This window comes from Chryseomicrobium imtechense (genome assembly GCF_041475995.1).
GTDB lineage: Bacteria > Bacillota > Bacilli > Bacillales_A > Planococcaceae > Chryseomicrobium > Chryseomicrobium aureum.
On sequence record NZ_JBGOBM010000015.1, the window covers coordinates 1 to 18,626 of the forward strand.

At 44.4% G+C, this 18,626-nt stretch carries 21 protein-coding genes; 20 read left to right on the forward strand and 1 reads right to left on the reverse strand.

Annotated elements, in window-relative coordinates; genetic code table 11:
- Positions 1-1,074: 1,074 nt before the first annotated feature.
- The 13 genes from AB5N96_RS11820 (at position 1,075) to rsmI (ending at position 10,858) form a co-directional block, all read left to right on the forward strand.
- A complete protein-coding gene (locus tag AB5N96_RS11820) occupies positions 1,075-1,851 on the forward strand; it encodes a transporter substrate-binding domain-containing protein (protein WP_499705620.1) in 777 nt (258 codons plus the stop codon).
- Between the two features lie 118 nt (positions 1,852-1,969).
- Positions 1,970-2,593, forward strand: coding sequence for an amino acid ABC transporter permease (locus AB5N96_RS11825; RefSeq protein ID WP_204591129.1), 624 nt, complete (start codon positions 1,970-1,972; stop codon positions 2,591-2,593).
- Positions 2,590-3,318: an amino acid ABC transporter ATP-binding protein gene (locus AB5N96_RS11830; RefSeq protein ID WP_499705621.1), complete on the forward strand. Its 729-nt coding sequence runs from the start codon at positions 2,590-2,592 to the stop codon at positions 3,316-3,318. Before AB5N96_RS11825 ends, AB5N96_RS11830 begins: the two co-directional genes overlap by 4 nt.
- Positions 3,319-3,617: 299 nt before the next feature.
- A complete protein-coding gene (locus AB5N96_RS11835; protein ID WP_204591102.1) occupies positions 3,618-4,040 on the forward strand; it encodes a MarR family winged helix-turn-helix transcriptional regulator in 423 nt (140 codons plus the stop codon).
- A 40-nt stretch (positions 4,041-4,080) separates the two neighbouring features.
- Positions 4,081-5,499: an aminotransferase class I/II-fold pyridoxal phosphate-dependent enzyme gene (locus tag AB5N96_RS11840; protein ID WP_499705622.1), complete on the forward strand. Its 1,419-nt coding sequence runs from the start codon at positions 4,081-4,083 to the stop codon at positions 5,497-5,499.
- Between the two features lies 1 nt (position 5,500).
- Complete coding sequence (gene tmk / locus AB5N96_RS11845) at positions 5,501-6,136, forward strand: dTMP kinase (protein ID WP_204591098.1); 636 nt, start codon at positions 5,501-5,503, stop codon at positions 6,134-6,136.
- A gap of 20 nt (positions 6,137-6,156) precedes the next feature.
- Positions 6,157-6,486 (forward strand): cyclic di-AMP receptor DarA, encoded by a 330-nt coding sequence (gene darA, locus AB5N96_RS11850; protein WP_094941883.1) that lies wholly within the window; start codon positions 6,157-6,159, stop codon positions 6,484-6,486.
- A 257-nt stretch (positions 6,487-6,743) separates the two neighbouring features.
- Positions 6,744-7,745 carry a DNA polymerase III subunit delta' gene (holB, locus tag AB5N96_RS11855; RefSeq protein ID WP_204591096.1) on the forward strand — a complete coding sequence of 334 codons (1,002 nt, stop codon included), beginning with the start codon at positions 6,744-6,746 and terminating at the stop codon, positions 7,743-7,745.
- Positions 7,738-8,541, forward strand: coding sequence for a PSP1 domain-containing protein (locus AB5N96_RS11860; RefSeq protein WP_204591094.1), 804 nt, complete (start codon positions 7,738-7,740; stop codon positions 8,539-8,541). The genes holB and AB5N96_RS11860 overlap by 8 nt, the downstream gene beginning before the upstream one ends.
- Positions 8,542-8,566: 25 nt before the next feature.
- Positions 8,567-8,917: a DNA replication initiation control protein YabA gene (gene yabA, locus AB5N96_RS11865; RefSeq protein WP_338032469.1), complete on the forward strand. Its 351-nt coding sequence runs from the start codon at positions 8,567-8,569 to the stop codon at positions 8,915-8,917.
- A 61-nt stretch (positions 8,918-8,978) separates the two neighbouring features.
- Positions 8,979-9,725, forward strand: coding sequence for a tRNA1(Val) (adenine(37)-N6)-methyltransferase (locus tag AB5N96_RS11870; RefSeq protein ID WP_204591090.1), 747 nt, complete (start codon positions 8,979-8,981; stop codon positions 9,723-9,725).
- The gene (locus AB5N96_RS11875) at positions 9,709-9,999 is read left to right on the forward strand and encodes a GIY-YIG nuclease family protein (RefSeq protein WP_204591087.1); all 291 of its coding nucleotides are present in this window, start codon (positions 9,709-9,711) and stop codon (positions 9,997-9,999) included. Before AB5N96_RS11870 ends, AB5N96_RS11875 begins: the two co-directional genes overlap by 17 nt.
- The gene (gene rsmI / locus AB5N96_RS11880; RefSeq protein WP_204591085.1) at positions 9,971-10,858 is read left to right on the forward strand and encodes a 16S rRNA (cytidine(1402)-2'-O)-methyltransferase; all 888 of its coding nucleotides are present in this window, start codon (positions 9,971-9,973) and stop codon (positions 10,856-10,858) included. Before AB5N96_RS11875 ends, rsmI begins: the two co-directional genes overlap by 29 nt.
- A 54-nt stretch (positions 10,859-10,912) precedes the next feature.
- On the opposite strand, the gene abrB is transcribed toward rsmI, so the two are convergent.
- Positions 10,913-11,191: a transition state genes transcriptional regulator AbrB gene (gene abrB / locus AB5N96_RS11885; protein ID WP_204591083.1), complete on the reverse strand. Its 279-nt coding sequence runs from the start codon at positions 11,189-11,191 to the stop codon at positions 10,913-10,915.
- Positions 11,192-11,536: 345 nt separating this feature from the next.
- On the opposite strand from abrB, the gene metG reads away from it, so the two are divergent.
- The 7 genes from metG to ispE all read left to right on the forward strand — a co-directional run bounded on the left by metG (position 11,537) and on the right by ispE (position 18,571).
- A complete protein-coding gene (gene metG, locus AB5N96_RS11890; protein ID WP_204591081.1) occupies positions 11,537-13,492 on the forward strand; it encodes a methionine--tRNA ligase in 1,956 nt (651 codons plus the stop codon).
- A 66-nt stretch (positions 13,493-13,558) separates the two neighbouring features.
- Positions 13,559-14,326, forward strand: coding sequence for a TatD family hydrolase (locus tag AB5N96_RS11895; protein WP_204591079.1), 768 nt, complete (start codon positions 13,559-13,561; stop codon positions 14,324-14,326).
- Between the two features lie 136 nt (positions 14,327-14,462).
- A complete protein-coding gene (locus AB5N96_RS11900) occupies positions 14,463-15,704 on the forward strand; it encodes a ubiquitin-like domain-containing protein (RefSeq protein WP_204591077.1) in 1,242 nt (413 codons plus the stop codon).
- A gap of 71 nt (positions 15,705-15,775) precedes the next feature.
- The gene (gene rnmV / locus AB5N96_RS11905) at positions 15,776-16,333 is read left to right on the forward strand and encodes a ribonuclease M5 (RefSeq protein ID WP_204591075.1); all 558 of its coding nucleotides are present in this window, start codon (positions 15,776-15,778) and stop codon (positions 16,331-16,333) included.
- Positions 16,330-17,229: a 16S rRNA (adenine(1518)-N(6)/adenine(1519)-N(6))-dimethyltransferase RsmA gene (gene rsmA / locus AB5N96_RS11910; protein WP_204591073.1), complete on the forward strand. Its 900-nt coding sequence runs from the start codon at positions 16,330-16,332 to the stop codon at positions 17,227-17,229. The genes rnmV and rsmA overlap by 4 nt, the downstream gene beginning before the upstream one ends.
- A 94-nt stretch (positions 17,230-17,323) precedes the next feature.
- Positions 17,324-17,587, forward strand: coding sequence for a biofilm formation stimulator Veg (gene veg, locus AB5N96_RS11915; protein ID WP_204591071.1), 264 nt, complete (start codon positions 17,324-17,326; stop codon positions 17,585-17,587).
- Between the two features lie 126 nt (positions 17,588-17,713).
- Positions 17,714-18,571, forward strand: coding sequence for a 4-(cytidine 5'-diphospho)-2-C-methyl-D-erythritol kinase (ispE, locus tag AB5N96_RS11920; protein ID WP_204591069.1), 858 nt, complete (start codon positions 17,714-17,716; stop codon positions 18,569-18,571).
- Positions 18,572-18,626: the final 55 nt, after the last annotated feature.

The window sequence follows — 18,626 nt, forward strand, 5'->3', positions numbered from 1 at the left end:
GGGCAACAGAGAAGAAGGTCATCCCGTCAGGGGTGGCCTTTTTTGTGTGCAAAAAAGTAGACATAATCTTTTCCCGCACTGTTTGTCTTCTCTCAGATGGATGTGTCTTCCTTGCGATGCTCGTCTAAAAGACAGTTCACGAACGAAGAGGACTTGGCCCGCCCCTTCAGCGCGGGCCAAGCGCGGTTCTTCGTGATCCGTCCCACGCCGATCATCTCCAGTACGACCCATCGATACAAGATAAGACCTTCTTGTAAGGATGACTGCATCCAACTAACTCTTCATCTCGGCTCCGCCTCTACTGATCCTTGTGAATCTCATAATCAGTGGAAACTTCATAGCATCTTCTTCACTGCACTAACGTGAGGCTCTATTAGCAATCCACCACACACTGTCGAGGACAGCGACTGTTCACAAACTTCACTTTCTTGTAAGGGCTTGATTACAAAATACGTTTCTAGGAAGACCTTTGATGTCGAAATGCATTTCTAATAGGATCTGGTCTGTCAGTGATCGAATGCCCGCTGTCCTCCACAGTGCTTCTTGTGAAAATGAATAGAGCCTCGCGTTAGCGCAGCGAGTCGCGACTCTGAAGTTGTGCGCTCTAATTCTAGTAAAAGACAAAATAGAGGCGGAGCCGACTCGAAGAAGATGCAGGGCACACCTTCCTGAAAATAAGCGCTTGAACTAGCCAGGTCCAGCTGGAGATGATTGTGGAAGGTCAAACTAAGAAGAACTGCGCAGGGGCCGCTCAATTCGAGCGGCCCCTGTCCTCTTCATTCTTAATTTGATTTTTAGAGCAAGCATCGTAAGATGGATCTGGCTTTCTCAAGAACACTCCGCCATACAGACTATATGCGGATGCATCGGATCCCCTGTCCTCTTCGTTCTTACTTTGATCTTTAGAACAAACATCGTAAGGTGGATTTAACTTTTTGAGAGACATCCCGAATTATGACGCAGCTTCTAACCAGTCAACACTACATCAAGTGTGAATTCTCTGGCTATTGCTACAATTAGGGTCTAAAGTATGGTATAGTGAAAAACGTAACATAACACAAGGGGGTTCTACACATGAAGAAGAGCAAAATGTTAGCGTTACTCGCAGCACTCGTAGCACTACTACTTATCGTAGCAGCATGTGGGTCAGACGATGCAGGTTCAGGAGATTCTGAAGGAAAAGTGTATCAAGTAGGTATTGATACAACGTATCCACCATTTGAATATGAAGAAGACGGCGAATACAAAGGTATCGATGTTGACTTGATTCGTGCCATCGCTGAAAACCAAGGATTTGAAATTGAACTGAATCCAATGGACTTTGGTGGAATTATTCCAGCAGTACAAGCCGGTCAATTAGACGTGGCGATTGCAGGAATGAGTATTACAGATGAGCGTAAAGAAGTCGTTGATTTCTCAGATCCATACTTTGAAGCTGGTTTAACATTAGTTACAGCTGCTTCAAACAATGAAATCACTAGCCTAGAAGATTTAGAAGGCAAACGTGTAGTTGTAAAAACAGGTACAACGGGTGCTAAATTTGCAGAAGATAACAAAGATGAATATGGGTTTGAAATCACAACGTTAGAAGACAGCCCATCTATGTTCCAAGAAGTTTCAAATGGCAATGCAGATGTTCTGATTGAAGACTACCCAGTAATTGCATATGCAATTGCACAAAGTAGCTTAGATCTTCAAATCGTGGGTGAACGTCTGAATGGTGATAACTATGGTATCGCAGTTCTAAAAGGTGAAAATGCAGATCTACTTGAGAAAATCAATGCAGGTCTACAAGAACTTCGTGATAGCGGCGAATATGACGAAATCATCAACACGTATATCACTGAATAACTAATCAAACTGGAAAGGCGCGGCAGTAACCGCGTCTTTTTTGATACAAAGGAGTTGAAGTTAGGTGCAAGACTTTATACCAGCATTAACGGAACTTTATGATAAGATAAAAGCCGCGATGCCTACATTACTTGATGGTCTTCAAGTAACGCTTTATATTTTTGCAGTGGCCATTGTCTTAGGTTTCTTAATTGGTTTAGTGATGGCTCTTTTCCGTTTATCACCAATTAAACCGCTACAGTGGATCTCAAAGATTTTTGTAGATGCAATTCGGGGAACGCCATTTATTGTTCAGTTATTCTTTATCTATTTTGGTTTAAACTCACTGTCATTTATTTCACTTGATAATACATGGGCTGGGATTTTAACCGTGGCTATTAATGCGGGTGCATACTTCGCTGAAATCATCCGTGCAGGGATTCAATCGATTGATAAAGGACAAACAGAGGCAGCTCGCTCATTAGGACTAGATTCCACGCAAAATATGCGTTTCGTTGTACTTCCACAAGCGTTCCGCCGCATGTTACCAACGATTACGAATCAAGCGATTATTTCATTAAAAGATACATCGCTTCTTTCTATCATTGGAGTCGCGGATTTGACGCAACGAGGTCGAGTGGTAGTAAGTGCTACATATGATCCGTTTACAATATATTTATTACTAGGAATTATGTATTTTGTGATTATTTATCTATTGTCCCTACTCTCTAGCTACCTAGAAAGGAGGTTCGTCTTACGATGAGTATGATTCGTGTCGAAAACTTAAAGAAGTCATTCGGAGACATTGAAGTCTTAAAAGACGTCAGTACAGTGATTGAACCGTCTGAAGTAGTATGTGTGATTGGACCTTCTGGTTCGGGGAAGAGTACGTTCTTACGTTGCTTAAATCGTCTAGAAGAAATCACAGATGGTCATGTGTTTGTAAATGGTCAAGATATTACCGACAATAAGAACAATATTAATAAAATTCGTCAAGACGTAGGTATGGTGTTCCAACAATTCAACCTGTTTCCACATATGACGGTTCTTCAGAATATTACACTCGCACCTGTGAAGTTGAAGAAACTATCACCGGCAGATGCTGAGAAGAAGGCGTTTGCGCTTCTTGACAAAGTCGGTCTACGTGAAAAAGCCAAAGCCTACCCTGGGGAGTTGTCGGGTGGTCAGAAGCAACGTGTGGCTATTGCGCGTGCACTTGCGATGGATCCAAAAGTCATGTTATTCGATGAGCCGACATCAGCGCTTGACCCAGAAATGGTAGGAGACGTTTTGGATGTTATGAAGGACTTGGCGAAAGAGGGGATGACGATGATCGTCGTAACCCATGAGATGGGCTTCGCTGCAGAAGTGGGAGATCGCGTGATCTTTATTGATGGAGGATACATCGTTGAAGAGAATGTGCCAAAAGAGTTGTTTGGCAATCCGCAACATGAGCGTACGAAATCTTTCTTAAGTAAAGTACTATAATAATAGAAGAAAACAAAAAAGACAGTCCGCATTGGACTGTCTTTTTGTCTATTATTGAGCTGTATATCCACCATCGATGATCATCGTCTGACCCGTCATTCCTTTTGCTTGCTCAGAAGCAAAGGAGTCAACAAGTCCCTCCAAATAGGGCCCCATATATATGTCAAAAACATTTAATCCTATCATTAGGCTAATTAGGAGTCAATACAAATAGAAGGTGTTGTTATACCTTGATTATTGCGAATTTTTTAGATATCCTATAGGTAAAGTTTTGAAAGCGATTACAGGAGGAATGCGGGATGGCGACAGATAATTTGTATGCGCTTTGGTTTCAAACGAGCAAACAATATCTCCAAAGTGTGACGAGACGAATGGAAGGGTATGGTCTAACGTTGGACAGTTTCCGTGTGTTAGAACTGTTGCAGGGGACTCCTGAGCAAACCTATACAGTGCAACAACTCAGTACGGTACTTGGCATTCCAAGTGGCAGTATAACGAGCGTTACGAATCGTCTATTGAAAAAGGAACTTGTTACGAAACGTCCATGTCCAACAGATCGACGCTGCTCGTTTGTAGAAATCACAAAGCTTGGCAATCGTTTGATCACGAGTCTGTTAGATGAGCATTTTACTTATTTAGAAGAAAACTTTTCGGCATTGACGGATCAAGAAAAAGAACAGTTATACCGGATGCTCAAAAAAATCAATCAATCGCCTTCTTGATGGATGGTATACTGAAAACACATAGAAAAGAGGAATGAAAATGCGGCGACCCCTAGTAGAAAAACTTCAGCAGTTTGTGGAGAAGCAGCCTATGTCGCTGCATGTTCCAGGTCATAAAAATGGCTATTTTAGCACGCTGCCAAAAGCACTGCGAGATAGTTTGAGTTATGACGTGACAGAGCTTACAGGACTCGATGATCTGCACGCTCCAGAAGGCATCATTCAAGAAGCACAAGACCTGTTGTCAACCTTTTACGGAAGTGATGCGAGTTACTTTTTAGTGAATGGGTCCACGGTCGGTAACCTAGCGATGATGCTTGCAGCGACCACCCCTGGAGACCGCGTCCTTATTCAGCGCAATGCGCATAAATCTGTATTTCATGCAGTCGAGCTTGCGCGAGTCCGCCCTGTATTTATCACTCCGGAATGGGATCACCGAACAGAAACTGCAGCGCATGTCTCTTTGCAAGGCATTCAACAGGCTTTTCACGAGTTTCCGGACATTCGGGCGGTGGCTCTGACAACTCCGACCTATTTTGGCGTTGTATCTGACTTACTCGAAATCGTGGAATTTTGTCATACAAAAGGTGTGCCAGTACTTGTCGATGAAGCGCATGGAGCGCATTTCCAAGGGTCCGATTACTTCCCGGTATCCGCTCTTGAATGTGGGGCAGATGTTGTCGTTCAGTCCGCTCATAAAAGTTTGCCGGCGATGACAATGGGGTCATTCTTACATAGCAAATCTAAATTTGTAGGGAAAGACCGCTTGGAGCATGCACTCCGTATGTTGCAGTCGAGCAGTCCTTCATATCCCGTGATGGCGTCTCTTGACGATGCCCGTGCGTATCTCGCTTCATTCACAGCCAGGGATTACCATCATTTCATGGATAAGCGCGCATTATTCTTAGATAGTTTACAAGGGATTTCCGGGCTCGATATCGTCGAAGTAGACGATCCATTGAAACTGATGATTCGAATAGGAACGCATGCTGGGCACCAAGTCCGCGATGCGCTCGAACAACAAGGCGTATATGTTGAACTTGCACACGGTCAGCATGTTTTATGGATGTTGCCTCTATTGAAATACGGGGAAGATTACCGGTTTGCGGAGTTGCGAAGCCGCGTGAAGCGCGCTTGTGAGGCGTTGAAGTCTGTGCGTCCACAAGCCCTTCCAGTAGTGACGGCTGTTGCGGCCAATCAGCTGACGAAGCCTGAGGTTGCTCTTGAAGAAGTGCAACGCAGAAACGGAGAATGGATTTCCTATACGAAGGCAATCGGACGCATCGCAAAAGGCGCCATCATCCCGTATCCTCCTGGAATTCCGTTGCTTCTTCCTGGAGAACGGTTTACAGTAAAGACACTTGTGCAGCTAGAAGAATGTTTGATGGGCAAGGCTGCATTTCAAGGAGAACATAGGTTAGCACAACGACAGGTTTATGTACTGGAGGAAACCAATTAAAATGAGTGGATATTTTATTACAATTGAAGGCCCAGATGGCGCAGGAAAGACGACCATCACGAATCGTGTGGCTGAACGTCTGAAAGCAGAGGGTGTCGACGTCATGATGACGCGTGAACCAGGTGGCATTCCAATTGCGGAACAAATACGAGAAGTCTTGCATGATACAAAAAATACAGCAATGGATAGTCGCACAGAGGCACTCTTATACGCAGCGGCACGCCGTCAGCACCTTGTCGAGAAAGTGCGACCAGCCCTTGCAGAAGGAAAAGTTGTCATTTGCGATCGCTTTGTCGATAGTTCTCTTGCATATCAAGGCTATGCACGTGGTTTGGGTGTGGATGAAGTGTGGTCCATCAATCAATTTGCGATTGAGGGCTTTCTTCCCACGCGCACATACTTCTTTGATATCACACCGGAAGAAGGCTTACGAAGAATCGAAGCATCTGACGTGCGGGAAGTAAATCGTCTTGATGAAGAAGGGCTGGCTTTCCATAAAAAAGTGTACGAAGGCTATCAGCATCTTCTCGAAAAATTTTCAGAGCGCATCGTTCGAATTGACGCAGGAAAATCAATAGAAGAGGTCGAAGAAGAGATGTATGCACACATTCGTCGCGACCTAAATATGGTATACTAAAGAGAATGGAGGTGGGTCCTATGAAATTAGTCGTCGCAGTCGTTCAGGATCAGGACAGCAACCGTTTGTCGAATGCCCTGACTAAGGCGAAATTCCGAGCAACTAAGCTTGCGAGTACCGGAGGCTTCTTGCGTTCTGGAAACACAACATTTTTAATTGGAACTGAAGATCATCTTGTACCTACTGTACTTGATTTAATACGAGATAACTGTCGCGCACGTGAACAGATGGTCGCCCCGGTTTCTCCGATGGGTGGCAATGCGGATTCGTATATTCCGTATCCGGTGGAAGTAGAGGTAGGCGGAGCAACTGTGTTCGTCATGCCAATCGAGCATTTCCATCACTTCTAATAAACACGAAGGGCCGTGTGTCGCATAATTTGCGCATGCGGCTTTTTTTAAAACTAGATGTGGAAGACGTTCGCTCAGAAATCGCGTGAAATCCAGGCGCACCAATGGAGGCGCTTTTTGCCTCCGTTGGGGTGAATGGTTTTTGCGTGAATTTCTAACGTCTGCAACTCGATACCGAGAAATGCAGAGTCTTTACAACTGGACAAAACTAGATGTGAAAGACGTTCGTCCATATTTAACCGAAGGGAGACTCAGTCATGGACTGGCAAGCAACTCAAGCACCAGAACGTCAGCCGCGTCTGGTCGCCCAAATTACCCGAATGATTCAAAACGATCGACTCAGCCACGCCCTTCTGTTAACCGGCGATCAAGGCACTGGGAAACTGGCGGTCGCCCACTTTATCATTCAATTGACACTTTGCGAAAATGCGCAAAATGTTCCATGTGAAACATGTCGACCATGTCGATTAGTGACATCAGGCAACCATTTGAATGTACATACGATTGAACCAGACGGTCAATTCATCAAGCGGGCGCAAATCGATCAATTGATTCATGAACTTAGCAAGACAGCTCGTGAGTCTAGTCGGAAATTTTATATTGTACATGATGCGCATCGTATGAATGCATCGAGTGCCAATGCGCTTCTAAAATTTCTAGAAGAACCAACAAGTGAAGTCACGGCTATTCTACTGACGAATCAGCCACACGCCCTGCTTCCGACCATTCGCTCGCGCTGTCAGCAGATGACCTTGCAACCTGTTCCTCCTGAGCAGTTGAAAGTGCAGCTGATGGAACAAAATGTTTCAGAAAGCATGGCTTCGACGGTTAGCAAACTTGCTTCTTCTTTAGAGGATGCACTGGCGATGGTAGAGGAAGAGGAGTTTGGACTTGCACGAAAAGGCGTGTTAAAATTAATGGAAGCATTGGAACGTGGAACAGCCCATGCACTTGTACAAGCGCATGAGCACGTCATTCCGCTGCTCAAAGATAAAGAAAAAGCAGAGCGCGTGCTGGATTTACTGCTTTTTGCTTATCGAGATATCGTTGCAAACAAAGCAAATCCCGGCAGCAGCAGTACGTTTCCCGATAAGAGTGCGCTATGGGAGCAAATCGCGATGCGAAGCACGTTTGAGCAACTGACCTACCAGCTAGAGCACATCATGAAAGCCAGACGTCGCCTTCATCAGAATGCGAATCGTACGTTGTTAATGGAGCAGCTAGTTATAGAGCTGCGGGAGGTTAATTCAGTTGTATAAAGTAATCGGTGTCCGCTTCAAGAAAGCGGGTAAAATATATTATTTTGATCCAGGTGACTATGTCTGTGAACTAGATGACTATGTGATTGTCGAAACCGCACGTGGTGTCGAATTTGGAAAGGTTGTTATAGCCGTTCGGGAAGTTGAAGAAAACGATGTCGTTTTACCGCTCCGAAAAGTTGTACGACCAGCGTCTCCAAAAGATCGTTTGCAAGTTGAAGAAAATAAGTCTGAATCCCTACAAGCACTTGCTCTTGGTGATGCCAAGATCCGTGAACGCAAACTAGAGATGAAACTTGTGGATGTCGAATTTACATTTGACCGCAACAAAATTATTTTTTATTTCACTGCAGAAGGCCGTGTCGATTTCCGAGACCTTGTGAAAGATTTGGCCTCTGTATTCCGCACGCGTATTGAACTGCGTCAAATCGGAGTACGAGATGAGGCGAAGATGCTTGGTGGAATTGGGCCATGTGGGCGTATGCTCTGTTGTTCGACATTCCTAGGCGACTTTGAGCCTGTCTCTATCAAGATGGCGAAAGATCAGAACTTGTCATTGAATCCTTCTAAGATTTCAGGACTTTGTGGTCGTTTAATGTGTTGCTTGAAATATGAAAATGATGAGTATGAACAAGCTCGTGCGCTTCTGCCGGACTTAGGGCAGCGCGTGACAACACCTGAAGGGAAAGGGAAGGTTGTCGGCTTGAACATTTTAGAGCGCGTTTTACGCGTTGAACTATACGAAGGGCAGCGTGTCCTGGAGTATTCCCTAGAAGAATTAGTGCAGCATTCGTAACCTGCAGAGATGGATGAGGTGAGTTGTGATGGACCGTAATTTTTTGGAGACGATTGTTGCGTTTGAAGAACAATTAAAGTCCACGCAAGAGCAATTTCGGGCTTTAAAAGAGTTCGTTGCCATAATGATGGAAGAACATCAGACATTGCAGCAAGAGAATCGCCATCTGCGTGAGCGCCTCGATGCGATGCATGCAGAAGAAGCGAAACTACAACAAGAACAAAAGCGACCACCCAAGCGGGATGTCGGAGAAGGCTATGATAACTTGGCTCGCCTCTATCAAGAAGGCTTTCATGTCTGCCATCCTCAATTTGGGAGTCCGCGAAAAGAGCTTGATTGTATGTTCTGTCTCGCATTTTTAAATAAAGATACGTAATGAGGAGCTGATACCGATTGCGGTGTCAGCTTTTTTCGAATGCTAGGAAGAGGTGAATCAAATGGAGTACTTACAAGGAGATGAACGATTGGATTATCTGCTTGCAGAGGATTTGCGGATCATACAAAGTCCTTCTGTATTTTCGTTCTCACTTGATGCAGTATTGCTTGCACGTTTTGCGTCCATTCCACTCAAGCGAGGGAAAATTGTAGATTTGTGCACAGGAAATGGAGCGATTCCGTTATTTCTCAGTGCACGAACAAGTGCGCCGATTATTGGTGTAGAACTACAAGAGCGTTTGGTGGATATGGCAACACGTAGCGTCCACTACAACGAACTAGAATCACAAATCACGATTCAGCAAGGAGATGTGCGCGGAATCGCCAAAGTGTTGGGGTCAGAGAAGTATGATATGGTGACGTGCAACCCGCCTTATTTTCCGGTAGAAGCAGCACCGGATAAAAAATTATCGGAGCATCAGGCCATTGCGCGCCATGAAATCCACTTGTCACTTGAAGAAGCCGTTGCCAACGCGAGCAGCCTTCTCAAGCAAGGTGGGAAGGCTGCGTTTGTGCACCGTCCAGGCCGCTTGATTGAGTTGATTGACGCGATGCGGCGCAATCGACTAGAACCGAAACGTATTCAACTGGTCTATCCAAAAGAAGGACGAGAAGCAAATACAGTATTAATAGAAGGAATCAAAGATGGGAAGCCTGATTTAAAGGTGTTGCCTCCTGTAACGGTGTATCAGGAAAATGGGAGCTACACACCTGAAATTGAGGTGATTTTATATGGAAATAAAAAATAGTCATTATTTCTATGTAGTTTGTTGCAAAGATGCGACTTTTTATGCGGGCTATGCAAAGAACGTACTAAGTCGATTGAAGGAACACAATGACGGCAAAGGGGCTAAATATACTCGGCCACGACTCCCAGTAAAATTAGTCCATTTTGAGGAATTTGAAACACGTTCACTTGCGATGAAACAAGAGTATGCATTTAAGCAGTTAACACGAAAACAAAAAGAGCAGTATATAGAAGGGAAGCGAGAGCATGCACATCCAATCCTCCCATCAATTTGAATCGACGAGTTGTCTATACTTAGTGGCAACGCCGATTGGAAATTTAGAAGATATGACCTTCCGGGCGATTCGTATCTTAAAAGAAGTAGACGTGATTGCAGCTGAAGATACAAGAAATACGAAAAAACTTTGTCATTATTATGAGATTGAGACCCCATTAGTGAGCTATCATGCTCATAACGAAGAAGCGGGCGGTGTAAAATTGTTACACATGCTGAAAGAGGGCAAATCTGTAGCCTTAGTAAGTGACGCAGGTATGCCGTGTATTTCTGATCCGGGAGATGATCTTGTTCGCAAAGCCTTAGCTGAAGGGTTCGCAGTTGTACCGGTACCTGGAGCTAACGCAGCACTGACTGCTCTTATTGCTTCTGGAATCAATGCGCAACCTTTCACGTTCTATGGCTTTCTTCCACGCGGGAAAAAAGAGCGCAAAGAGGCGTTAGAGGTGCTGTTGGCCCGAACGGAGACATCCATCTATTATGAAGCACCGCACCGATTAAAAGAAGTTTTGCAGTCCATTCAGGATGTATTAGGTGGTCAACGTAAAATTGTAGTAGCTCGTGAACTGACGAAAAAATTCGAGGAGTTCATTCGAGGGACTGTAGAAGAAGCGATAGAATGGGCGTCGAGCAAAGAGGTGCGCGGGGAGTTTTGCCTTGTCATTGAAGGGACTTCTGAACAAGTAGTAGAGCAAAACAAATCTGCAGAATGGTGGGAAGAGTTAGATGTAAAGCGTCACGTAGAAGCGCTGATGCTTCAACAAGACCTATCCTCAAAGCAGGCAATCAAAGAAGTGGCGGTCGCACGCCAGATGAACAAGCGCGACGTGTATGCGGCGTATCATTTAGAAGAGGAATAAAAAGAGAGCTGCCTTTCCGAGGAAAGGCAGCTTTATATAAAAAGAGGAATACGCTTATTTTGTTAAGCTTGTTTGGATCTCGTTGATTAATTGCTCAGCGCCTTCTGGGCTAAGAATTAATTTTCCGCCAACTAAACGTAAGTTGTCGTCTGACACTTCGCCAGTAACTGCGCATGTCATGTTTGGTAAGTATTTTTTCAAGATGATTTTATCGTCATCCACATAAATTTCAAGAGCGTCTTTTTCTGCAATACCTAGTGTGCGGCGAAGTTCGATTGGAATAACTACGCGTCCTAGTTCATCAACTTTACGTACAATACCTGTAGATTTCATTAGTTGTTTCCCCTCTCGGAATATAATTCGTCATTTTTCGACAAATAGTTTTGGTTATGGATTTTATCATACCAACAACTCCCAAATACGTCAATTCGTTTAACTTCAAAATAATCGACTTAAATGGTAAAAAAATGATAATATTAATAAATGATAATAAAAATATAACGTCAATTTCTTTCGAGTTACCAAAAGTGACGTAAAAAGAGCAAGTTAAGGGAATAAGTGGATTTGTCGAATGATGTTACAAAGTCTTGTCGACAAACACTTTTTCCGGACTAATTGAATCGACACGTCGATTTCGATACAATGAACAATAATGAAACTAAGTGGAGGCGCATTCGCATGACTCAAGAGAAAAAGACATTTTACATTACAACCCCGATCTATTATCCAAGCGGTAAATTCCATATCGGGACAGCTTACACGACCGTGGCTTCCGATGCGATTGCGCGTTATAAGCGTTTGAAAGGCTATGACGTACGTTTCTTGACGGGAATGGATGAGCATGGACAAAAGATCCAAGAAAAAGCGCAAGAAAATAACAAAGAGCCACAAGCGTACGTGGATGAAATTGCAGAAGCAGCAAAAAAAGTATGGGAAATCATGGACATCAGCTATGATGACTTTATTCGTACAACAGAAAAGCGTCACACAGACGCTGTCGAAAAGATCTTCCAACGCTTTTTAGACAATGGCGATATTTACAAAGGCGAGTACGAAGGCAACTATTGTACTCCGTGTGAATCGTTCTTCACTGAAAAGCAATTGGTCAATGGCAATTGTCCGGATTGTGGACGTCCTGTTAAAAAGGTCAAAGAAGAATCGTATTTCTTCAATATGAAAAAGTATGCAGACCGCTTGCTTACCTATTATGAACAAAACCCAGGATTTATCGAACCGGAATCGCGTAAAAATGAGATGATCAATAACTTCATCAAACCAGGTCTAGAAGATCTTTCTGTATCACGCACATCCTTTGACTGGGGAATCAAAGTACCTGGAGACCCGAAACATGTTATCTACGTATGGGTAGATGCATTATCCAACTACATCACATCACTTGGATATGGGTCAGATGACGATTCGAAGTTCAAAAACTACTGGCCAGCGGATGTTCACGTTGTTGGAAAAGACATCGTTCGATTCCACACAATTTACTGGCCGATTTTCTTGATGGCACTTGATCTACCGCTTCCGAAAAAAGTATTTGCGCACGGGTTCATTATGATGAAAGACGGCAAGATGTCGAAATCAAAAGGCAATGTCGTGTATCCAGAAATGCTTGTGGAGCGATACGGCTTAGATGCGACACGTTATTTCTTACTGCGTGAGTTGCCATTTGGTGCGGACGGAGTGTTCTCGCCGGAGTCATTTGTAGAGCGTACAAACTATGACTTAGCAAATGACCTAGGGAACTTGCTGAACCGCACAATTTCGATGATCAACAAGTACTTTGACGGAACGATTCCGGTAGAAGAGGCTGTCGAGACGGAATTCGACAAAACATTGCATGAGCTCTTTGCGGAAACGAAACAAAAAGTAGAAGACAACATGGAGAAGATGCAGTTTAGCATCGTGTTGTCAGATATTTGGACATTTATTTCACGAACGAATAAATACATTGATGAAACACAACCATGGGTTCTTGCAAAAGACGAAGCAGACCGCGGGAAACTTGCGTCTGTTATGGTGCACTTGGCAGAAAGTTTGCGTTTGACGGCTATTTTCATTCAACCATTCTTGACGAAAAACCCAGCGGAGATTATGCGTCAACTGGGGCTTTCTGAGAAGGGATTAGCTTGGGAAGGTTTAGATGCATTCCACGGTATTCCACAAGGAACAAAAGTTGTTGAAAAGGGTGTTCCAATCTTCCCTCGTCTTGATGTAGAGGAAGAAGCAGCGTACATTCGTGAGCAGATGCAAGGTGGCGCGACTCCAGTAGTAGAAGAACCAAAAGAAGAGGCGCCAGAAGTTGAAGAAATTTCGATTGATGACTTTATGAAAGTAGATTTACGCGTAGCAACGGTGACAGCGTGTGAACCCGTGCCGAAAACATCAAAACTCTTGAAACTTCAACTCGATCTTGGCTACGAGCAGCGTCAAGTAATCTCCGGTATTGCAGAGCATTACAAGCCGCAAGACGTCATCGGTAAAAAAGTGATTGTTGTCGCCAACTTGAAGCCGGTCAAATTGCGCGGAGAGTTGTCACAAGGAATGATATTAGCTGGATCGAAAAATGGCTACCTGACACTCGCTGAAGTGGATGACAAGCTTGAAAACGGTGCACAAGTCAAATAAATCAGTGAAGAGCCCGCCAGTATGTGCGGGTTCTTTTTTCTCACAGAACCAAGAAAGGATGAGACGATGCAATTTATAGATACACATGTTCATTTAAACGCAAACCAGTACGACGAAGATCTACAAGAGGTCATCTCACGTGCGCGTGAAAAAGGTGTACAGAAGATGGTCGTCATCGGATTTGATACAAAAACAATCAACCGCGCAATCGCTATCGCAGAAGCTGATCCGGACATTTACGCAGTGGTAGGCTGGCACCCGGTAGATGCAGTCGACTGTACGGAAGAGGACCTAGCATGGATAGAGGAGTTGGCGAGCCATGAGAAGGTTGTAGGAATCGGAGAGACCGGTCTTGATTATTACTGGGACAAATCACCGAAAGATGTGCAACAAGACCTGTTCCGTAAACATATTCGTTTGGCGCAACGCGTACAACTTCCTCTAATCATTCACAATCGTGATGCGACAGGTGATGTACTGCGGATCTTACAAGAAGAAGAGGCTCATCTGACCGGTGGAATTATGCATTGTTTCGGTGGCAGTGTGGAAACAGCGCAAGAAGCCATCCGTATGAACTTTATGATTTCACTCGGTGGGCCTGTGACGTTTAAAAATGCGAAGACACCAAAAGAAGTTGCAAAAGAAATTGACTTAGATCATTTGCTCATTGAAACAGACGCACCTTACCTCGCACCGCACCCATATCGCGGGAAACGGAATGAACCGTCCTATGTACCGCTCGTGGCTGAAGAAATCGCGCGGTTAAAAGAGTTGAGCGTGGAAGAAGTAGCAACGCGCACGACAAAAAATGCAGAGAAATTTTTCGGGATTTGATTAAAAAACGATGAACGCCTCCATACTGAAAACTATACCGGATGACACGAGATCGACATAAAGGTCAGACAATCGAGCTTGACAATTATCTCGACAACTAGATATAATCATCCGAGTGAATAAGGAGGCGTTTTTCGTGTCAAATTTTACCATGAAAAACCTGTTCTCTAACTCATTGAGGAGCAAGGATACGTGGATGACAATCGTCACTCTACTTGTATTTCTTGCAGTCGTATCTTTCGTACTATTCGAAGGAACGAAAAAGACGGTCAGCTTGACTGTCAACGGACAACAACAAGAATTAGCAACTCATGCAGATACAGTAGGCGAACTTCTCGAGGAACAAGAAATCGATGTTGCAGAAGCCGATCATGTATATCCCTCATTGAACACTTCAATTGCTCATGATTTAGCAGTGGAGTGGGAACAGGCACAAACCATTACGATTCGAATTGATGGAAAAACACAAACCATCGATACAACCGCGGATCGCGTATCAGAAATCTTAGCCCAAGCTGGCGTTGAAGTAACCGAGTATGACCAGATTGCACCTGCCGCAGATGCGGAGGTCGGACAACAAAATGAAATTTCGATAGCAAAAGCGTATCAAGTAAAATTGATCGACGGAACTGAAGAAACACTCGTTTGGTCCACTTCGACTACGGTCGCTGACTTTTTAAAACAAAATAGCATTCATTTATCCAAACTCGACCGAGTCAACTTAGAACCAGAAAAGGTGGTGACACCTGATTCTGTAATTGAAATTACTCGTGTAGAAAAAGTCACCGATGTAGTGGAAGAAGACATAGCGTTTAAAACGGAAACTAAAAAAGACGATTCGCTTTTAAAAGGCAAAGAAAAAGTGGTACGTGAAGGGAAACCTGGAGTAGTAGCGCGTACAGTCGAAATCACAAAAGAAAACGGCAAAGTAGTAGAAGAGAAAGTCGTTTCTGAAGAAGTGAAAGAAAAGGCGACGAATGAAGTCGTGCACGTCGGAACAAAAGTGATAGTAGCAGCGGCAACAACTCAAAAAGCTTCTGCACCTGCTTCTCAACCGGTCTCACGGAATGACTCATCTGAACCTGCTGGACGTGAATTCTATGTAACAGCAACAGCCTATACAGCTTCATGCACAGGGTGTTCAGGAATCACCGCAACGGGAATCAATTTAAAAGCCAATCCACACTTGAAAGTCATTGCAGTCGACCCTAACGTCATCCCGCTTGGCTCAAAAGTATGGGTAGAGGGGTATGGCTATGCCATCGCTGGAGATACTGGCGGTGCCATCAAAGGCAACAAAATCGATATTTTTGTTCCAACAAAAGATCAAGCCTACGCATTCGGACGAAAAACTGTTCGTATTAAAATTATTAATTAGTACCGGGATCAGCTCTTCCTTGCGATGACAGGGAGAGCTTTTCTGCGTACAATGGAGGAAGGGGATTCCACATGACATTCAAAGAAGTAATCGTGGTGGAAGGTAAAGACGATACAACAGCCATTCGACGTGCTGTACAAGCCGATACGATTGAAACGAATGGCTCTGCTGTGTCGAAAGAGACCTTACACAAGATTAAACGTGCCCAAGACGTCCGCGGTGTCATTGTCTTTACGGACCCTGACTATCCAGGACGACGCATCCGGGCGATTATTGAAGAGGCCATCCCAGGCGTCAAACATGCATTTTTGCCAAAACACCAAGCGATTGCCAAAAACGGTAGTGGTGTCGGAATCGAGCACGCGACGGATGAAGACATTCGTGCAGCCCTTGAACACGTCTACACCCCTGAGGATCGTCCTGTAGCCACATTTACACAGCGTCAATTGATCGAGGCACGGCTGATAGGCCACCCTGACGCAGCAGCGCGTAGAGAGCGGTTAGGGGAGCACTTGCAAATTGGCTATACAAATGGCAAACAACTATTGAAACGACTAGATATGTTCCGGGTCACCCAGCAGGAGTGGCAACAAGCCCTCGATGCACTGGAACAGGAGGATAAAAAATGAAAGATATCGCAACCCCTGTACGCACGCAGGAAATTTTAAAAAAATACGGGTTTTCATTCAAAAAGAGCCTTGGACAAAACTTTTTGATTGACCCAAATATTTTACGCAACATCGTGTCCCACGCAGGACTGACAAAAGATTCAGCAGCCATTGAAATCGGACCTGGTATCGGAGCACTCACCGAACACCTGGCGCGCGCTGCAGGAAAGGTCGTATCGTTTGAAATCGATCAACGCCTTCTTCCGGTTCTAGAAGATACATTGTCCCCATATGATAATGTACAGATCATTCATAGCGACATCTTAGAAGCGGACACAGACTCCGTGTTCGAACGAGAGCTTGCGAGCTATGAAGATGTGATGGTCGTTGCAAACTTGCCATATTACGTGACGACACCTATTCTTTTGAAGCTGCTTCATGATCGTTTGCCAATCCGTGGAATGGTCGTGATGATGCAAAAAGAAGTAGCAGACCGTATTACTGCAAAACCAGGGACGAAAGAGTATGGCTCGTTGTCGATTGCTATCCAGTACTATATGGATGCAGAGGTCGCAATGACGGTGCCGAAGACTGTTTTCATGCCGCCGCCGAATGTTGACTCTGCTGTCATCAAATTAACGCGTCGCACAGAACCTGTAGTAATCGTAAAAGACGAAGATTTCTTGTTCCTCGTTAGCCGCGGATCGTTTGTTCAACGACGTAAAACCATTTTGAACAACCTCCAGACGTCTCTTCCTGAAGGGAAAGCACATAAAGAGGAAATCCTGAAAGCACTGCAAGATACTGGTATTGAACCGTCTCGACGCGGAGAAACCCTATCCATACAAGAGTTTGGAGCATTAGCAGATGCTTTATACGACACTTTTTACCCAATGTGGCGTTCTGAAAATAAATAATCGTTGACAGTGCTTGTGTATCCTTGTTAAAATATTAAATTTTGACATTTTCATGACATCGTGTTACACTAAATATCAGTGAGGTGTATGCAGAATGCCAAAGACATTAGCGGATATTAAAAAGTCGTTAGATTGCCACCTAGGCAAACGTTTGCAGTTACGCGCCAATGGTGGTCGCAAGAAAACAGTAGAACGTGCAGGAATTTTGCGCGAAACGTACCACGCTGTATTTGTAATAGATTTAGATCAAGAAGAGAACGCTTTTGAACGTGTATCGTATAGTTATGCGGACGTTTTGACTGAAGCAGTTGAAATCTCGATTTACGATGATGCCAACAACTTAGTCTCCGTCAAATAGGCTTTTATTCTTTTAGCACTTATACATAAGAGTACCTCTTTCCATAAGGAGAGAGGTGCTTTTTTGTGTTACACTGAGAACACAGAATTTAGCAAACACGCTTTGCATCGAAAGGATTAGACCGGTATGTATTTTGTAAAAGCACCTGCCAAAATTAACTTAACACTAGATACTTTGTATAAACGTAACGATGGTTACCATGAAGTCGAGATGATCATGACGACTGTGGACCTTGCAGACCGCATTGGATTGGATGCACGGGAAGATGGCGTCATTGAAATCGTCTCTGTCGACCGCTTCATTCCGAATGACGCGAAGAACCTGGCTTATCAGGCTGCAGACCTTCTTAAAAAGAAATATAACGTCACGAAAGGCGTTTCCATCACAATTGAAAAAACGATTCCAGTTGCAGCGGGTCTTGCTGGAGGTAGTTCTGATGCAGCTGCGACACTTCGTGGTCTGAATCATGTATGGGAACTTGGCTTGTCACTTGATGAATTGGCAGAGCTTGGTGCCCAGATCGGTTCGGACGTTCCATTTTGTGTATACGGAGGAACGGCGCTGGCGACAGGACGTGGGGAGAAGATTAAACATCTTCCTGCACCACCTGCATGTTGGGTCATTCTCGCCAAACCTGTCATTGGAGTGTCTACCGCAGAAATCTATGGGCAATTGAACTTAGAGACTGCTTTTCACCCGGATACACAGGCGATGATTCGCGCTATTGAAGAGAAAGACTTCCAAGCCATGGTCGATGGCCTAGGCAATACGCTTGAAGACGTAACGTTACATCTTTATCCAGAAGTGAAAGAGTTAAGAGAGCAGATGAAGCGCTTCGGTGCAGAAGGCGTTTTGATGTCCGGAAGCGGCCCCACCGTGTTTGGAATCGTTCAGCAAGAGTCTCGTGCTCAACGCGTCGTCAATGCATTACGTGGATTCTGTGATGAAGTCTATTGCGTACGAATGCTAGGAGACCGGGAGTAGTTGCCTAAAGGCGTATAATTGTGGTACGTTTACTGTAAAATATTCGGAATTGGAG

What these genes read in the sequence shown, in the direction of transcription:
- metG (WP_204591081.1), top strand. Translation starts at nt 11,537, where the DNA reads ATGACTCAAGAGAAAAAGACATTTTACATTACAACCCCGATCTATTAT.
- AB5N96_RS11870 (WP_204591090.1), top strand. Translation starts at nt 8,979, where the DNA reads ATGGAGTACTTACAAGGAGATGAACGATTGGATTATCTGCTTGCAGAG.
- rsmI (WP_204591085.1), top strand. Translation starts at nt 9,971, where the DNA reads ATGCACATCCAATCCTCCCATCAATTTGAATCGACGAGTTGTCTATAC.
- rsmA (WP_204591073.1), top strand. Translation starts at nt 16,330, where the DNA reads ATGAAAGATATCGCAACCCCTGTACGCACGCAGGAAATTTTAAAAAAA.
- AB5N96_RS11840 (WP_499705622.1), top strand. Translation starts at nt 4,081, where the DNA reads ATGCGGCGACCCCTAGTAGAAAAACTTCAGCAGTTTGTGGAGAAGCAG.
- abrB (WP_204591083.1), bottom strand. Translation starts at nt 11,191, where the DNA reads ATGAAATCTACAGGTATTGTACGTAAAGTTGATGAACTAGGACGCGTA.
- tmk (WP_204591098.1), top strand. Translation starts at nt 5,501, where the DNA reads ATGAGTGGATATTTTATTACAATTGAAGGCCCAGATGGCGCAGGAAAG.
- AB5N96_RS11835 (WP_204591102.1), top strand. Translation starts at nt 3,618, where the DNA reads ATGGCGACAGATAATTTGTATGCGCTTTGGTTTCAAACGAGCAAACAA.
- AB5N96_RS11830 (WP_499705621.1), top strand. Translation starts at nt 2,590, where the DNA reads ATGAGTATGATTCGTGTCGAAAACTTAAAGAAGTCATTCGGAGACATT.
- AB5N96_RS11820 (WP_499705620.1), top strand. Translation starts at nt 1,075, where the DNA reads ATGAAGAAGAGCAAAATGTTAGCGTTACTCGCAGCACTCGTAGCACTA.
- holB (WP_204591096.1), top strand. Translation starts at nt 6,744, where the DNA reads ATGGACTGGCAAGCAACTCAAGCACCAGAACGTCAGCCGCGTCTGGTC.
- AB5N96_RS11825 (WP_204591129.1), top strand. Translation starts at nt 1,970, where the DNA reads ATGCCTACATTACTTGATGGTCTTCAAGTAACGCTTTATATTTTTGCA.
- darA (WP_094941883.1), top strand. Translation starts at nt 6,157, where the DNA reads ATGAAATTAGTCGTCGCAGTCGTTCAGGATCAGGACAGCAACCGTTTG.
- veg (WP_204591071.1), top strand. Translation starts at nt 17,324, where the DNA reads ATGCCAAAGACATTAGCGGATATTAAAAAGTCGTTAGATTGCCACCTA.
- rnmV (WP_204591075.1), top strand. Translation starts at nt 15,776, where the DNA reads ATGACATTCAAAGAAGTAATCGTGGTGGAAGGTAAAGACGATACAACA.
- AB5N96_RS11875 (WP_204591087.1), top strand. Translation starts at nt 9,709, where the DNA reads ATGGAAATAAAAAATAGTCATTATTTCTATGTAGTTTGTTGCAAAGAT.
- ispE (WP_204591069.1), top strand. Translation starts at nt 17,714, where the DNA reads ATGTATTTTGTAAAAGCACCTGCCAAAATTAACTTAACACTAGATACT.
- AB5N96_RS11895 (WP_204591079.1), top strand. Translation starts at nt 13,559, where the DNA reads ATGCAATTTATAGATACACATGTTCATTTAAACGCAAACCAGTACGAC.